Annotated in this window: 15 protein-coding genes; 6 read left to right on the forward strand and 9 right to left on the reverse strand. The window is 47.2% G+C overall.

The window, feature by feature from the left end; genetic code table 11:
- Positions 1–30 precede the first annotated feature (30 nt).
- The 3 genes from ACSQ8P_RS33865 to ACSQ8P_RS33875 all read right to left on the reverse strand — a co-directional run bounded on the left by ACSQ8P_RS33865 (position 31) and on the right by ACSQ8P_RS33875 (position 3,171).
- Positions 31–618 (reverse strand): hypothetical protein, encoded by a 588-nt coding sequence (locus ACSQ8P_RS33865; protein WP_436239139.1) that lies wholly within the window; start codon positions 616–618, stop codon positions 31–33.
- A 522-nt stretch (positions 619–1,140) separates the two neighbouring features.
- On the reverse strand, positions 1,141–1,584 hold the full coding sequence (locus ACSQ8P_RS33870) for an SRPBCC family protein (RefSeq protein ID WP_436239140.1): 444 nt from the start codon (positions 1,582–1,584) through the stop codon (positions 1,141–1,143).
- Positions 1,585–1,599: 15 nt separating this feature from the next.
- Positions 1,600–3,171: an ABC-F family ATP-binding cassette domain-containing protein gene (locus ACSQ8P_RS33875; RefSeq protein ID WP_436239141.1), complete on the reverse strand. Its 1,572-nt coding sequence runs from the start codon at positions 3,169–3,171 to the stop codon at positions 1,600–1,602.
- 171 nt (positions 3,172–3,342) lie between these two features.
- Between ACSQ8P_RS33875 and ACSQ8P_RS33880 the strand changes: the two genes are divergently transcribed.
- Genes ACSQ8P_RS33880 through ACSQ8P_RS33890 form a run of 3 tightly spaced genes read left to right on the forward strand, consistent with a single transcriptional unit; the run spans position 3,343 to position 5,017 of the window.
- The gene (locus ACSQ8P_RS33880) at positions 3,343–3,789 is read left to right on the forward strand and encodes a hypothetical protein (protein WP_436239142.1); all 447 of its coding nucleotides are present in this window, start codon (positions 3,343–3,345) and stop codon (positions 3,787–3,789) included.
- Position 3,790: 1 nt separating this feature from the next.
- Entirely contained in the window at positions 3,791–4,012 is a 222-nt protein-coding gene (locus ACSQ8P_RS33885; protein ID WP_436239143.1) for a helix-turn-helix transcriptional regulator, read from the forward strand.
- Positions 4,013–4,048: 36 nt separating this feature from the next.
- Positions 4,049–5,017 carry an NAD(P)-dependent alcohol dehydrogenase gene (locus tag ACSQ8P_RS33890; RefSeq protein ID WP_436239144.1) on the forward strand — a complete coding sequence of 323 codons (969 nt, stop codon included), beginning with the start codon at positions 4,049–4,051 and terminating at the stop codon, positions 5,015–5,017.
- 4 nt (positions 5,018–5,021) lie between these two features.
- Here ACSQ8P_RS33890 and ACSQ8P_RS33895 read toward each other — a convergent pair whose 3' ends face one another.
- Positions 5,022–5,912 (reverse strand): LysR family transcriptional regulator, encoded by an 891-nt coding sequence (locus ACSQ8P_RS33895; RefSeq protein WP_436239145.1) that lies wholly within the window; start codon positions 5,910–5,912, stop codon positions 5,022–5,024.
- Between the two features lie 196 nt (positions 5,913–6,108).
- Between ACSQ8P_RS33895 and ACSQ8P_RS33900 the strand changes: the two genes are divergently transcribed.
- Both ACSQ8P_RS33900 and ACSQ8P_RS33905 read left to right on the forward strand, forming a co-directional pair.
- Complete coding sequence (locus ACSQ8P_RS33900) at positions 6,109–8,307, forward strand: YhgE/Pip family protein (protein ID WP_436239146.1); 2,199 nt, start codon at positions 6,109–6,111, stop codon at positions 8,305–8,307.
- Positions 8,308–8,518: 211 nt separating this feature from the next.
- Positions 8,519–10,903, forward strand: coding sequence for a beta-sandwich domain-containing protein (locus ACSQ8P_RS33905; RefSeq protein ID WP_436239147.1), 2,385 nt, complete (start codon positions 8,519–8,521; stop codon positions 10,901–10,903).
- 530 nt (positions 10,904–11,433) lie between these two features.
- On the opposite strand, the gene ACSQ8P_RS33910 is transcribed toward ACSQ8P_RS33905, so the two are convergent.
- The 4 genes from ACSQ8P_RS33910 to ACSQ8P_RS33925 form a co-directional block, all read right to left on the reverse strand.
- The gene (locus ACSQ8P_RS33910) at positions 11,434–11,661 is read right to left on the reverse strand and encodes a helix-turn-helix domain-containing protein (RefSeq protein ID WP_436239148.1); all 228 of its coding nucleotides are present in this window, start codon (positions 11,659–11,661) and stop codon (positions 11,434–11,436) included.
- 143 nt (positions 11,662–11,804) lie between these two features.
- Positions 11,805–13,094, reverse strand: coding sequence for an MFS transporter (locus tag ACSQ8P_RS33915; RefSeq protein WP_436239149.1), 1,290 nt, complete (start codon positions 13,092–13,094; stop codon positions 11,805–11,807).
- Between the two features lie 170 nt (positions 13,095–13,264).
- Complete coding sequence (locus ACSQ8P_RS33920) at positions 13,265–13,702, reverse strand: rhodanese-like domain-containing protein (RefSeq protein ID WP_436239150.1); 438 nt, start codon at positions 13,700–13,702, stop codon at positions 13,265–13,267.
- 90 nt (positions 13,703–13,792) lie between these two features.
- The gene (locus ACSQ8P_RS33925) at positions 13,793–14,680 is read right to left on the reverse strand and encodes a LysR family transcriptional regulator (protein WP_436239151.1); all 888 of its coding nucleotides are present in this window, start codon (positions 14,678–14,680) and stop codon (positions 13,793–13,795) included.
- Positions 14,681–15,014: 334 nt separating this feature from the next.
- Here ACSQ8P_RS33925 and ACSQ8P_RS33930 point away from each other — a divergent pair, with 334 nt between their 5' ends.
- Positions 15,015–15,584, forward strand: coding sequence for a hypothetical protein (locus ACSQ8P_RS33930; RefSeq protein ID WP_436239152.1), 570 nt, complete (start codon positions 15,015–15,017; stop codon positions 15,582–15,584).
- A gap of 420 nt (positions 15,585–16,004) precedes the next feature.
- Here the strand turns inward: ACSQ8P_RS33930 and ACSQ8P_RS33935 are convergent, their stop codons facing one another.
- A complete protein-coding gene (locus ACSQ8P_RS33935; protein WP_436239153.1) occupies positions 16,005–16,844 on the reverse strand; it encodes a sulfurtransferase in 840 nt (279 codons plus the stop codon).

Here is a 16,844-nt window from a genome sequence, read left to right on the forward strand (position 1 = left end):
TGTGTTAGTTTCGTTAGCTTATTGCTCTAATTAGCAACCCTCTTCTTCGATGTCGCAGTTCTCTTCATCTTGAGCAGCAGGCGCAGGAGTTGCAGCTGCTTTGGCAGGCGCCGGTGTAGCTGCTGGCTTCACTTGAGCAGGCTGTGGATTCTCAGCCACGGCAGCTTTGGGCTCTTCTTTTTTCACCGGTTCAACCGTCGGTTTAGGCTCTTCCACTTTCGCCACGACTTCCGCTTTTTTCGGCTCAGCCGCTGTGGTGACTGCTGCCGTCTTTACTTCAGGTGCTTTCGTATTCACGGCAGTGGTTGCTGTAGTATTCGTTGTAGGCGCAGTTGGGACTGCTGGTGTTGCAGCAGCAGTTTGCGTCTGTGTAACTTCCACAGCTGGTGTTGCAGCTGCTTGCGGCTTAGTTTCAGCAACTGCGGCTACCGCAGCTTGAGGTGGAGTCTCCACTTTCGGTGTTGCTGATGGAGCTTGCGTTGTTGTCACAACAGCAGTCGTTCCATTATTATCTGTGCTCTTCGAAGCGGATACGGTGACCGCATAGATGACAATAAGTACAGCAATCGCTGCGAGTATTGCCAATAATTTAAATTTTGATAGTCCAATGTTAGCCATGTTTGAACATCCCTTTCCATTTGAGGTTTAATTCCTTGCAATTGCCATCATGCCGACTTGCTTCTTCGCTGTCACCCTCCTTGTGGTTGTTTAGAAGATAAAAAAAAGAGACACAACGAAGAGCAATTACATCTGCTCCTGTTGAATCTCTGGCTGTCCAGTAGATCATGTTCGATATCTGTTGAGATGCATACGACATGTGTGAATCTCAATGTAAACCTATCTTAAATGGCATGGCGATATCTGTCAATGATTTTTTAAATAATTCCTATAGGTTTTATCGGAATTGACAAATTGACCTGTAAATGCGGCTGCGGCCACCTAATTCTGCCACCTCATTAACTGGAAAAGCTCCATCTATTTTGACGTCAAACTGCTAATTATCCGCAATAGATGGAAAACGTACAGTTAATTTTCCCCATTCTTCCGTTTTCGACGGAAAACCCTGAAATTAACTGCGCTTTTTCCAGTTAATTAAACAAAAGCGCTTATTCGAGCTCAAGATGCTGAGGCTCACGCTTTCTAATAAGGCAGCGCGCGCCCCTCCAAGTATGCCTTCAAATTCTCCAACGACATCACATACCCCTCTTCGGTCGGCTTTGCCTGCTCTTGGGTCTCATAGCCCGTCTCCGTGATCGTCACACGTGTGCCGTCACCTTCCTCCACAGTGAGAAATGTCGTGATCATCTCCGAATCTGGTACACTAAACTCCCAACGCAACGCGAAGCGTTGCTGAGGTTCAACTTCCTCGATGATGGCTCGCAAGGTAACAACCTCCGTCCCCGCGTGGGACTCATTCGGTAAATGGTGAAAGTAAACCTCAGCCCCCGGCGAAAGCTCCAGGACGTCCCATGGTGAGCCTGGCGAGTACCACTCCGTAAGCTGCTCGCCTTCCGTCACCGCTTTCCATGCGCGTTGCAACGAAGCCTGAATCCAAATACTTTGGACAACTGTAAACTGTTCCATACCAACCTCTCCTCCCTATAAATTCTGCTCAGTGACCCCCGTCGCAGGGTCAAACGTCAGCATTTTCGTGCCGATTTTATCAATAAAGAACCGATCGTGACTTACCGTAATGACCGCACCAGGGAAATGAATCAACGCCTGCTCCATGACTTGAATACTCATGAGATCTAGGTGATTCGTCGGCTCATCCAAGATGATGACTGCGGCACCGGAGAGAAGACATTTCGCTAGTGCTACCCGAGCCTTCTGACCACCGGATAGGTTGCCAATAAACTTGCTAAGGTCCATCTCTGAAAACTGCAGCATGGCGAGGAACTTGTTCACCTTTTTCCGCGGCGCATCCAATCCGAGGCCGTACGTATTCACCGCATGGCTAACGGTATCCTTCGGATTAAGCTCCTCCCACATCCGGTTAAAATATGCGTAGCTGACGCCTTTCTCCCAGATCACCTCGCCGGACTCCGGCTTCTCCTGTCCCGTAAGCGCCTTAATGAGCGTGGATTTCCCGCTTCCGTTCGGGCCTACAATGACTAGGCGGTCTTCTTTTTGAATATCGAAACTGACGTTCTGAAAGATGGTCCGATCCTCGTATGTCTGACCGATACCTTTCACCTCGCACAGCTTGTCCGGAAACCGCAGCAGCTCATAAATATCCGTGATCAGTACGTTGACAGGGTGCGGTTCGATCCGTTTTTTGTTATCTGCTAACTGACGCGAGAGACGGTCCTTGGACATTTTCTTGCTGGCGCGGCTATCAATAGCCTCCGACTCCATGAGGAGCAGCTCTTCTTCCCACTCAAATTGGCGGTCGAGCTCCTTTTTGCGCATTTTCTTTTTGCGGATATAGTCGGTGTAATTCCCCTCGTATTCCTGAAAGCGATAGTTCTCGATCTCAATCACTTGGGTGACCACTTTGTCGATAAATTCCCGATCATGGGAAATCAGAATCATCGCGCCTTTGAACCGATACAGCCACTGCTCCAACCAAGCTATCCCTTCGATATCCAAGTAATTGGTCGGCTCGTCCAGCAGGACAACATCTGGTTGCTCTATGAGCATTTTGGCAAGCGCCGCACGGTTTCTCCAGCCGCCGGACAATTCATAGACAGGCTGATGACGCGACCGCTCATTAAATCCAAGCTTCGTTAGAACCGTGTTAATCTCAACGGACACGTTCCACCCGTCCAAATGCTCCATTTGCTCAAATAGCTCAGCTTGCCTTGTCAACAGCTTATCCATCTCGCCGTCATCCGTGACGGTACCGAGCTTCTCTCCAACTTCTTGCAACTCCCGTTCAATCAGCGCAACCTGCTCAAAACACATTTCCAATTCTTGCTGAACGGACAAGCTTCCGGTCATTTCCGAAAATTGCGAGAAGTACCCTATTTTAACCTGAGGATCCACTTCTACTTTGCCTGACGTGGGCTCTTCTTTTCCCATGATCAGTCTAAAAACCGTCGATTTCCCAGCACCATTCCGTCCAATTAAACCAATTCGCTCACCTTGACTTACCTTAAAATAAATATCGCGAAAAATCATCGCGTCCTCATATTTCTTCGTAACGTTCTCCAAACGAATTACACTCATGGCTATCCCCTTTGACCTGTTTCATTCTAGGCTGATTATATCATGTTTGTGTTCACGACATTTTTAATTAATTGGTGTATTGTACAGTTGACTTCATGTATAGTATAAGTTACGTTATGTATAGAATATTTTACTAAAGGTAAAAATTAACATACAGGAGGCATGAAAGAGATGTCCTATCAAGAGAAAAAGCATATCGTCTCATTTATTAGCACGGTGTTCATTTTTGGTTTCTATTGTTGGTATGTTTTTCAAAAGGTTCAGGATACGAGTATGGACACGACAGAAACTCTCCGCTTTTGGGCGGCTGCCATTCTCATCTTAATTCCCGTGTCCATTGTAGCCAAAATCATTATTGCTATTGTCTTCAATATCATCTATCGCATAATGACCAAGGAAGTAGAACCCTCCTTCTCCGATGAACTCGACAAATTAATTGATTTGAAAGCTACAAGAAATTCGCACTATGTCTTTACGTTTGGCTTTCTGCTAGCCATGGGAGCGCTGGTGCTGGATATGACGCCTACCACGATGTTCATCGTTCTTATCTTCTCAGGATTCTTGTCAGAAATGGCTGGTGTATTCACACAGCTCTACCATTATCGGAAAGGAGTTTAAGATGGGCAAAAGTCTGATCAGCAATCACATACGGAAGTTACGTTTTAATCAGGATGAAATGACACAACAGCAGTTGGCAGATAAAGTCGGGGTAACCAGACAAACCATCGTCGCCCTGGAACAGGGCAAATACTCCCCTTCATTGGAATTGGCATTTCGAATTGCACGTGTTTTCAAATTATCGTTGGAAGATGTTTTCTTTATCGAGGATGAGCAGGTGTGAGATCGACTAACAACAATCCAACCAGGAGGGATACCAATGAGAGCGATTGTATGTACCACCTACGGGTCACCTGAGGTGCTTCAACTCAAAAAGGTCGAAAAACCAGAACCTAAGGACAATGAAGTACGGATTAAACTGCACGCCGCTATTGTCACACCTTCGGATTGTGCTTTTCGCAAGGCTGACCCTTTTATCATCCGATTCATGTATGGTCTGCGTAGGCCAAAACACACGATATTAGGCGTGGAGTTCGCTGGTGAAATTGACGCAGTGGGTAAAAGTGTCACGTCCTTCAGGGCTGGCGACCGTGTTTCTGGAATAAGTCCGACTACTTTCGGGGCCTATGCGGAGTACGTCTGTCTGCCAGAAGCTGGCACACTAGCGATCCTTCCAGCCCATGCGAGCTATGAAGAGGCTGCTGGCCTCTGTGACGGCGGCTTAACGGCATTGATATTCCTCCGTGATACAGCACGACTTCAACGGGGACACAAGATATTGATCAACGGCGCTTCCGGATCCGTGGGGGCTTATGCGGTACAACTGGCGAAGTACTTCGGAGCAGAGGTGACGGGGGTGTGCAGTTCCACGAATGCCGCATTAGTTAAATCTCTGGGGGCTGATCAGGTCATTGATTATACCCGAGAGGATTTCACCAAAAGCGGCAGGACTTACGATGTTATTTTCGATGCGATCGGCAAGCGTTCATTTTCACAATGTAAAGGTTCACTATCTGCAAATGGGGTCTATCTCTCCACCGTTCCATCGCTAAGCATTATGCTTCAAATGCTATGGACATCCAAGGTCGGCAGCAAAAAAGCCAAGTTCACAGCTTCAGGCTTACAGCAAAAGAAAGAGAATCTCGCGTTTCTCGCAGAGCTTTTTGATACGGGGCAGATGAAAGCCGTGATTGATAGACGCTATCCATTGGAACAGATGGCTGAGGCACATAAGTATGTGGAAACAGGGCGTAAGAAAGGAAATGTGGTTATTACTTTTGGGGGCTAACCACTCACTCCAAATTCGCATACAAATGCTGCGTATACTCCTTAATGATCGCAGACACTTCAACATCCTTCTTCGTAATTCGCCAGAGATAGTTCGGGTATTTTTTATATTTTCCAATCGGTATCGAAACGACCTCATTCTTGAATTTTTCTGGCATCGTAGTCACGATGTAATCCGTCGCGATGGTGATGGCATTACCGCGGGTAACCATTTGCATGATGGCTTGGGTGTTATTGGTCGTTAGCGCAATCCGGTTGCCCGAATCCCCGGAAATCAACTCCGCCGCAATCCGCTCAATATAAGCATCTTTATAAATAACTAACACTTCATTATGTAAGTCGGAGCCCGTTATAGCAGTTAAAAACCGCAAAGGTGATTGCTTATTCACCACAATGACCGCTTCCCCGCGAATCACAGGCTCCCATGTGAAGGAATCATCCTGACTCTCGCGCGACAAGGAGACGAACCCCATATCCGCTTCCCCTTTCATAATCTGATTCATAACCGCTGTATTATCGCCCTCCAAAAGTTGAACATTAATATGAGGATAGATCCCCATAAAGGTAATCGTGGTATCCGTTACCAATGAAACCATGCCAGGTATGGTGGCGATTACGATATTGCCCGTGTTGATAGGATTGGACTTGGAGAGCTCATTTCTCATATTTCGGACGTTGGTCAGTATGGTACGGGCATATTGCATAGCTTTAAACCCATCCTGTGTAAGAGCAATTCCTTTTTTGGAACGGGTAAACAGGGTAGCTTCTAATTCATTCTCTAGCTGACTGATGGATTGACTGACGGCAGGGACGGTAATCCCGTGCTTTTTGGCCGTTTCTGTAAACGAGCCCGACTCCGCCGAATCAACGAAATACTGGAGCTGTATAATATTCAATGTCACTCATCCTTAATTATTTGTTAATAATAATAAATTAAACTTAAATATATTTTATCATTTGTCAGTGGTATTATACAGTAATCCTATTCACCTTGCCGAGTCACCCTAGATGGAATCTTACATCTTTCGAATAATTGATTGGAAAAAGGGAACATCATTAACGACGATTGTCACAAGTAAAGGAGCATTGCAATTGAAAAAAAACATTTTTAACGTATTTGCAGCTGAATTTCGCCGCTTTATTAGGAACCCTATGATGATCATTACTTTCGTAGCTGTCGCCTTAGTTCCTATTTTATATAGTGGATTCTTGCTTAAAGGAACTTGGGACCCCTACGGCCAACTGGAGAAACTGCCTATTGCCGTCGTCAATTTGGATCAGGGCGCTGATTTTGAAGGCGAATCACGAAATGTAGGCAATGAGTTTATCGATGAGCTGAAGGAAAACAACAGCTTTTCGTGGGGGTTTATGAGTGCAGAAGAAGCTGCACAGGGGATGAGAAATAACCATTATTATGCCACTATCACGGTTCCCCCTACCTTTTCAAAAGATGCCGCATCGATTACAAGCACGACACCGAAGCAGGCAGAAATTATTTTCGAATCCAACAGTTATTACAACTTTGTAGCAGGTCAAATCGGAGAAAGTGCAACGAAGGAGTTAAAAAATAAATTATCCAAAACGCTGACAGAAGCTTATTCAACGAGTATTCTCTCCGAATTCGAAACCATTTCGAATGGGCTCAGCGAAGCAGGAAAAGGTGCCTCCGATCTTCAGGCTGGCGCACAAACCTTAAGTGACGGGATTCATGAGGTAAAAACGAATTTGGTTATTCTTGCGGATGGCACCAAGCAATTGGATGACAATGCTGGCTTGTTGCAAAAAGGGGCCGGAAGCCTAAGCGCAGGCGCATTGGAAGTTAGCAAAGGCGCCGCGGCACTATCGAGCGGAGTAAACCAATTGCAAAACGCAGGCGCACAGCTGGAACAAGGTGCTCAAAAATCAGCAGCAGGCGCATCTTCCTTAGTTTCGGGGCTACAAGCCACCCAAACAGGAGCCGATCAATTGGCCTCTGGCCTAACCTCCTCCTCCAAAGGAAGCACACAATTAGTAGAGGGTCTTACGTCAGCCCTAAGCGCTAGTGATAAACTGGAAGACGGCTCCGCACAGCTCGCCTCCGGTCTTGAGGCATTCGTCGCGGGGCATCCTGATCTCGCCTCGGATGCAACAGTAACCAAGCTCCTTGCAGCCAGCAAGGATGTCGCAGAAGGAAACAAGAAGCTGCATGACGCACAGAAGAAGCTTCTCACAGGAGGGCAGTCTGTTGCTTCTGGCACGGAAAAGCTAGTCACGGGAGCCGAGAAGCTCCGTGACGGCAACAAGCAACTCGTTGCCGGCGCAACGCAACTGCAAACAGGTGGGCAGCAATTGGCTGATGGCTTGCACACCTTCAATTCGAACTTGCCACAGCTATCCGCTGGTGGTACCAAGCTGCAAAGCGGCGCGGCGCAAGTCAGCACTGGAGCTGGAGATCTGGCCAGCGGCATGACGCAAATGACCACGGGTATCCACAAAGTAGCCAGCGGCGCGGCGCAGCTAAATGAAGGAGCGACTGCGCTTGACGCTGGTGCACCGAAATTAGTGGATGGCAGCGGACAACTGGCTGCGAAATTGAACGATGCCGCAAAGCAAACCGCAGCCGTCAAAGCGGATGACAATACGATTAAAATGCTGGCAGAGCCCGTGAAAATTACAGCCAATGATGACCGCAAGGTTGCAATCTACGCGAACGGCATTGCTCCTTACTTCATTTCCATGGCGCTATTTGCAGGTTCGCTGGTGTTCACGACCATCTATGCTGCCAGAAGCACATCCACACCAGGCGCACGGGGGCTTCGATTACTGGTAAGCAAGCTTCTTACATTTAGTTTAATGAGTATTTTCCAAGCTTTGATTGCAACGACCGTTCTCACCTATGTGTTAGATTTGAAGGTGCAGAGCATTCCGTTGTTCTATGTCTTTACCTTCGTCGTCGGCTTAACCTTCATGCTGATCATCCAAATGTTCGTCACATGGCTGGATCAACCAGGGCGATTCGTTGTTCTGCTGCTGATGATCCTTCAATTAGCTTCAAGTGCGGGGACCTATCCGCTGGAGTTGCTGCCGAATTGGGCTCAAGCCTTACATCCTTGGCTGCCTATGACGTATGCGATTCAAGGATTCCGGTATGTCATTTCCAGTGGTCAGTACGCTGACATGTGGCACCAAGTGGGCTACTTGAGTATCTACCTGGTAGCTTCCTTGATCCTAACAAGTGTTTACTTCCTGTCTCGTAAAAAGACGGAAAGAAATGACGATGAACATGAGCAGCTGATGCCTGTTACGGTGTAAATATTGAAAGGGCTAAGAGTCACCATTTGGGTGATTCTTAGCCCTTTTTGTTATTACTGGTACTCATAGTCTATTGAGGGGCAACTCCCCATTAGTTTCTAATAAAAATCGCCAAAAACCAACAAAAACTCCCCGAATTATGATACGATTTGTGTATCTAAAGAACTATGAAAATGGGTCTGGAACAGATTTCTGTAGGAGAGATGTACATATGAGAAAGTTAAAGATTTTTATAAGTATTTGTTTACTGTCTAGCACGTTGCCGACATCGGTACTCGCCAGCTATAAACTCGATCAAGACAATAAAGGTGTTGATATTGAGGATGTGGTGAAAGCCATTCAAGATCCACAAGCAATGCGTACGATTACAGGGGAAAATATATTTGATCAAGCCGATGTTCGGAACTTATTAGACCAAATTCAGCCCTATAATCAAAAGGCTGTCCTAGGAACAGTTACTGGTTTCGTCACGGATGAGAACGGAGCCGCGGTTAATGGCGCTGAGATCAAGCTAGATGGGACCGGCATGGTCATGCAAACAAATGCATCAGGTCAATACCAATTCAACGATGTCCCTCTTACCTATCAAACGAGGGTTGAGGTCATGAAGGAAGGTTACGCCCCGATTGCTTCAGAGGTTTTTAATTTAGGGGGTGGGGACACTCGCAACTTAAACAATTTGATTTTGAGAAAAATCCCTACCTACGGTTCCGTTTCTGGCTATGTGTACGGACCTGACCAACACGCATTGGCGGCGGCACTTGTTTCAGTCGATAACCTCACCACTCCTATGACTGTGTATTCAAACGCAAGCGGCTATTTCTTCTTAAGCCATGTGCCCACTGGCAATCAAAGCCTCACCGTATCGATGGACACCTACACACCAATTACACAAGCCTTTAACATAACGAAAGACAACCTAACCACGCTATCAATCATATATCTTGCAAAAGCAGTTAGTCCGCAACTGACGGGAAGTATTCGAGGTGTGGTGAAGTCTTCCAATGATCAGCCGCTAAGTGATGCTTTGGTTAGTGTCACTGGTACCACTTATTCAACCCCGACAGATAATAACGGGGCATTTACCCTGCCCAACTTACCCTTGGGGATAACTGAACTACATATAGTAAAGGAAGGTTTCCAACCTATACATATCCCGGGTATCACCGTTTTTGAAAATGTATATGATGCAGGAACAATCCGGCTTTCTCCTACCGTCGTACTCAAAGGTTCTATTTCAGGCAGCATCACTTCTACTACTGGCGGCAGTTTAGCATCCGTACAAATCCGTGTTAAAGGAACCGAAACAACGGTATACACAGATGCATCTGGTAATTTTATAATTAATAACCTTCCAGTAGGTAGTCATACTCTTCAGATTTCAGCTGAAAACTATAACGGGCAAGACATATCCGTGACTGTCCTGCAAGCAGGGACCCCGCCCGTCTCGGTGAGCCTCACGCATCAAACAGCTAATGTTCAGGGCTACGCCAGATCCACTACCGGTGAGATCATATCGTATACACAAGCTACAATTCCAGGGACTAGCTACACAGCTTATGTAAACGAAAGCGGTCAATTTACATTTTATAATCTTCCTGTAGGATATACGATTCAAGAGATCGCTATTGCAGACTATCAGCCAAAACTTCCGCTAACTGCGATTACGGTTACTCCCAATCTTAACAGTATCGGTACACTTGAGTTTCTACCCGTAGGAACAATAACAGGAGTTGTTCGAGCAAGCGATGCGACCAATAACAACCCCGTGTTATCTAATGTGAATGTCACTCTGCAGGCAATTGGTAGTAGTTACGTGCAAACAGTCATGTCTAATGCTGAAGGTACATTCAACTTTACATATATCCCTGCAAATACAAGTTATACTCTTACTATTGAAAAAACGGGCTACATTTTATATCCGATCCCGCCGTTCACTGTTAATAGGGGTCAAAATTATAAGTATCTTTACTTACAACAAGGTGTAGCTGTAACGAACGAAACCCAGCTACTAGCGGCATTCGCTGATACTAGCGTTCCTTATATTTTATTGCTCAATGATATACATCTAACAGAACCACTCGTTTTCAACCGAGATATAAGGCTCGCAGGTGTCTATGCTACCAATTCCAACACCAAGCTATCTGCTCCTTATTTTTCAATTTCATTCAATCCTTTTCCAAATGTGGGGTGGAGTGGAATAGATATGTATTCCGATGTTGGAAATGACGAAACGAAGCTTCAATCAGCACTTCGCAGCTTCGTAGGTACAATTAAGGTGAGTAGCCTAGGTGGTTATACAGGATTCATTAATAGAGTGTCCCAACAAAACTACTTCCTCTCTGATGGGGTTGAAAATCTTACTGCGTTTGTAAACAGTGCTGAAAGTTTAGGAAATGCACTTGCTAATCCCAATGTTTCAACCATTTATGTAGCTGAAAATATCTATTCCTATGGTAATCTTAATCTTCCAAACCGGCCAATTCACTTTATTAGCCAATCGGAGAAAACAATTCAAAAAGATAGTTATTCTAACAATAACCAAGTACAACTAACGAACGTCAGATTATTGCCCGATACGATACCGCAATCCTAACCTCTGTCTCCACTGGCGTCGTGGAGCTTGATCTATAAGATGTAAAAGCCACTTTGAATGAGGCCGCCACGCTTTACTAGGCACGGATGATTTTGAAGATCTAATAACTAATTTGGAATTGGCCTACGTTGCACATGGCAATGTACTCACAGAAGGTTCAATCCGCCGAATTATTAATGGCATGCATGTTGTAACATCACCGCCTTGTATTTGACCAAAACATAACTGGAAGCTTGTTCTACTCTGTAACCGCATGTAACCAGAACGGTTACCTAGCTATGCAAGGTACGGGATATTCTACCAATGTGTACGATTTCACATATGGACACACATCAACATTCCCTGTCGTTCTCACGTACATAGCCGATGCAACTGAGAAACTGAGATACAGCAGCGATAATTCAGTCGTGCCTGATTTTGAAATTATTTTTACGAACTCATCTTCATAAAAACAAATAAAAAGATCCCACTCTCCTTTTTCGGAGGGTGGGATTTTTACTTAAAACACAAAAAAAATGGTTCAGCTTGTTCTACGCAGGGCCAGAACCAACCACAATCCACTCATACAAGTCGCTCGCCTGACAACCAATAGTAGCTGCAACGGAAACAGCTACTTGTAAGGGCATGACTCTCTTGTTTTCCATATAGTCAACGATTCGCTCCGGTTTATAGAGCAAGGCTCGCGCTAGTTCTTCCCTACTCATTCCATGCTCATCCAAGCGTTCTTGTAGTAAGCATCGACCTAGTTCATATTTCATTCGCTAATCCCCTTATCCTTTAGAATGCTACCCTCAGCCTCGCCAAGTTTAGTCGCCTTTATTCGCAACGAAAAAACCCATCAACAGTTTGCACCAAGTGCCGCACCGCAGGTGGGTTATGCTATAACTGAGGAAATCGTTGCTTAAGCCCCGCGGCCACTCCCACTCCCTCTACGCGACCAGATCACTACGGGGATCAGCAACAGGGACAGAAACCCTCCCGCCAAGGACAGCAAAGCAAAGCTTGAATGCGCGACAACCATGCCTGACAAAGCTCCGCCTGATGCTCCCGCCAACGAGACTAAGACATCGACAGTTCCCTGCGTCTTCGCACGTGTTGCGGGTGATGTTGCGTCAATAATCTGCGCGGTACCGCTGATCAAACCGAAATTCCAGCCCAGCCCGAGCAATGCCAGCGCGACAATGAGCCAGAACATCGAATCCGCTGGCGCCCATGCGGCAAGCAGTCCGGCCAATAGCAGAGTAACCCCCGATGCACAGGACATAAAGATACGCCCTATTTTGTCCACAAGTATACCTGTCACCAAGGAAGGCAAGAACATCGCTGCGACATGGATGCCAATTACCATACCGACTGCATCTAACCCATGTCCATGATGCTTCATATGAATCGGCGTCATCGTCATGATCGCTACCATGACAATCTGCGTTAACACCATCACCGTGGTCCCGATGAGAATTCCTCGGTTACGCCCAGCTAACGATGAAGGATTCGCGGAAACCTGCCCTGACGTTGGATTACTTGCCTGCGCTTCGGCTATTGCTTTAGCCACAATATAAGGATCTGGACGGAGCCGAATCCACAACACCAAGCCCGCCAGCACAAAAGCCGTAGCGGCTAGCATAAATGGCCCTGCCAGCGCGGGCGCGCCGACGGATGTCGCGAATCGCCCCATCACTCCGACTAAGTTCGGCCCTGCGACTGCACCAAACGTCGTGAATACCATGGCTAAGCTGATCGCTCTTGCCCGCTGCTTAGGCCCAGCTAAGTCGGTTCCCGCATAACGCGCTTGGAGATTCGTCGATGTTCCTGCGCCGTATATCAGCATCGATAGGAACAGAAGTGGAAGGCTATTCGCAATAGCTGCGAATACGACGCCCATTGCCCCTACTCCTCCGGCGAGGAAACCGGTTGTTAAGCCTACCCTCCGACCGTAACGCCCCGACAATCGTCCAACAATCCATGCGGACGAAGCAGCGCCTAACGTCAACAACGCGGCAGGGATGCCAGCTAAGCTATCCGTACCTAGCATATCTTGCGCAAGCAGCGCTCCGACCGTCACACCTGCGGCGAGCCCTGCTCCGCCGAATAGTTGAGCGATGATTACTGTGAGTAAGGTTTTGCGGTAGAGCTGCTGCTGTTTTTCCGGAGAATGCATATACGCTTGAACCCATTCGCTGCCTTCAACCATTCCCTGATCTCCCCCCCTACTACGAAATGCTTCTTGTAATATCATACCTGCGTCTGGAGTTATTGACTATTTGAAATTACTTTACTCATTGCGATGCCGACGCCTAAGAACGCTGATCTGCGCAAATAAAAAGCATCCCAATCCTTGGATGCTTTTTCATTTACCTATATTTACCCGATTAAAGGGGCTGATTGGCCAAGCGTTCCTTCTACCTCATTCCCTTCCTTCCTCCAGTACTCAATCCCTCCTAGCATCTCTTTCACCTTGAATCCGAGACCCGAGAGACGAGCTGCACCTTTCGTTCCGCCATTGCAAGCTGGTCCCCAGCAATAGACGACGATCGTTTGCTCTTTGGAAAAGGAAGCCGTCGTTTCGATGCTGATCTGGTTGGATGGAAGGTTAATCGCACCGGGAATATGGCATTCTGCATATGCTTTTGCGCTGCGAACATCGATAAGCAGGAAGTCATTGTAGCCATGCTGCATGTCGTAACGTACATCCGCAACGTCCGTTTCCACCGAAAGCTTATTCATATAATGCTGGTGCGTATGCTCCGGTGATGCAGCTGGCGCCTCAAGAACGAGAGATTTGGTTGTTTGAATGGTCATTTGCGTTACCTCCAGTGGGTTTCGATTTCTTGATGTTACTGTAACACAGCCTCATACACTGGAGTTATCGATAGTTATCGATACTTTACTTCAATCATTTCGATAGTTAGCGCCGCCGAGCAGCTCTAAAAAACCTAGGTAGGCTTTCGATTTCCATTTTTTCTTAGCGATAATCAATTGTGTATAGAACTTACACGCCGGATGAACAAAAGGAATCGCAACAAGCTGGCCTTTGCGTATTTCCTCAGCAACCGTTATTCGGGGCAACAGCGCAATACCAAGTCCGTAGGTTACGCACTGCTTGATCGCTTCCAGATTACCGAATTCGTAAGATAACTTGTAGCTCACTTGATTTCCTTTCAACACCTTAAGCAGCATCGCTCTGTACGTACAGCCATCCTCAGTCAGGATCAAGGATTCGTTCTCTAGATCTTCCACATGGACTTCGCTTTGTCCAGCTAATTTATGATCAGGACTTGCAATGATGACAAGTGGTTCTTCTCTCAAAATGCTGCTGTCCAGCTCTGGATCCGTAAATGGAGGGTCGAGAATGATCCCGATATCCAGAACGCCTTCTTTCACCGATTCAATAATGAAGGGTTCATTCCCCGGTTGAATGACAATGTTGACGTCTGGGTAATCGCGACGATACGCCTGTAGATACGGTGGCAAGTAGAAGGCCGCTAACGTCTCAATCGTCCCGATAGTAAGCGTCCCTTTAGATTGCTGGGATACGACTTCCTTCGACTCTTCGTGCAACCTATAGATCTCATTGGCGTATTGCAAGAGTGCTTCTCCAGCCATCGTCAATTTCATAGTCCGTCCGAAACGTTCCAATAGAACAGCCCCATAGGATTCCTCGAGCTTCTGAATTTGGGCCGTGATGCTTGACTGGGCATAGCCTAGCGTTTCCGCGGCCCGCGTGAAGCTTCCGCACTTCGCCACTTCGCGAAATGTCCTTAAATACGTCATTTCCATAGGTGTCTACTCTCCTCTCCCGTCAACTCAACTATTCTTAGCATAGTGTCTGCCATTTGAAGAAGCAAGATGGTGAGCCTAATCAGGCAAGCGCTCCTCCAAGGAAGAACTAACTAATTTATACGCTTCTCTAGGTTTAGAAACCGTTCAAAACCTATAGCTTACAATTTCACTCGTCCGTAGGCCTATCTTTCTGTTGCTTTCCCCTACCAATTTATGCCACACTATGGATATCAAACATAGCCTAGTGGCAAAGAATGCCCCGCTTCCTTTCGAAATGAAAAGGAGTCGGGGTTTTATGCTTTTTTCCACCAAATTTGGAGAGGTGAGGGGAATGAGTTTTGAAATTGAACACCATAAATGGGTAGGCGGTCATCTAAAGCGAAGAAAGGGGGAACGTCTGGATGCTTTGAAACGTGGCCACGGGTACGGAAATCGTTTGTTCGTTGAGCGAGTCTGGTGGTCACTTGCTGGAGACTTCCACGGATTGCATCCTGAATATGAAGTAAAAGACTGGCGGGGCAGATCCTACTTTGTCGATTTCATGTGGATTATTGGGGCTGTCCGAATTGTACTTGAGATTATGGACTATGGCTCGCATGGCACGGATCGCAGCAAGTATAGAATGGATTTGAACCGAGGACTTTTTCTCCAGGCTCAAGACTGTACGGTCTTCTATATCGCTCTGGATGAGCTTAAAGAGAATCCAGCTTTTATCCTCTCTACATTGCGGAACATCCTGTCTCCTTATCTATTGGCTGGAGGCGGAACCAAGAGAACGGTCGAAAGATTGTTTTCAAAAACCGAACGTGACTTGATGCGAGTAGCCATTTGCCATAATCGGACCCTCCGCCCCAATAGACGCGGCAAAGGAATTGGAGTTACATACGATGACCGTCATTAAATACTGTCGCAAGTTGGTGGAAAAGGGGAAATTTCGAGCTGTGGGGAGCGGAGCATCGGGGAGGATAACTTGCTATGAATACATTGGCTCTATTCAAAGTCCGGATTTGGTGTGACTATGCCCATTCGTTTATTTCTATATGAATTATCATATAGAATTTCCCTTAAGAACATATTACTGAAAAATCTGTATGAAAAATCATATAGAATCACTCCTTCAGCGATAATTCCGTTCATTCTATCTGAAAAATCATGCAGATTGACGAATAGGAAGATGGCCTAGTGAGTTGTGGATAGGTCGTGAGCCGGGCGGCCCACTGTGGGTGATCTGGTCTTGCAAAAACGCAAAAATGGCAGTGACAGGTCACTTACTCATAACCTGTCACTGCCCTCAAAGCCGCGTTGCACAAGGCTACGCTGACTATTCTTCCTCACCCGTCGCAATCGGGTTATCTGCCCACGAAATCCAGTCGCTCCAGCTTCCGCTGTAGAGCTTCACGTTGTCGAAGCCCGCTTCGCTAAGTCCCAGCACGTTCGGGCACGCCGTCACGCCCGAGCCGCAATAGACGATGATTTCATCAGCGTCACGCAGTGCGGCAAAGTGCTGCTCCTGCTCCGCAGCTGACAACCAAGCGCCGTTCTCGCCGAGAACGCCTTTCCAGAAGAAGCTGCGCGCGCCCGGGATGTGGCCAGCCACCGCATCGATCGGCTCTTCCAAGCCGAGGTAGCGGCGCTCCTCGCGCGAATCAACCAGCACGGTGCCAGGGCGACCGAGCTTGTCCTTCACTTCATCCATGCTCGCCAGCATGGAGCGGTGCACCTTCGGTGAGAAGGTGCGCGGGAATACCGCCGGCACTTCAGCCGTGACCGGGTACCCCGCGGATTTCCACGTGGTGTACCCTTGATCCAATACGTAGACCTCGGAGTGGCCGAGGAATTTCAGCATCCACCACAAGCGTGATGCCATAGCTCCGCCTTGATCGTCGTAAGCAACGACGGTCTTCGTGCCGTCAATGCCGAGGCCGCCGACGAGGATCGAGAACGCACCGAGATCCGGAAGCGGATGTCGTCCGCCGTGCGCCATTTTGGCACCGGATAGATCCTTCTCCAAATCGACATACACCGCTCCTTCAATATGATCCTGCTCATACTGTTCACGGCCTGATTCAGGCTTGCCAAGCGCAAACCGACAATCCGCGATGACGATATTCGCATCCCCCAATTGCCCAAGCAACCACGACTGACTTACGATATTTTCCAC

Source organism: Paenibacillus sp. LjRoot153 (genome assembly GCF_964253085.1).
In the GTDB taxonomy this organism is placed as follows: Bacteria; Bacillota; Bacilli; order Paenibacillales; family NBRC-103111; genus Paenibacillus_E.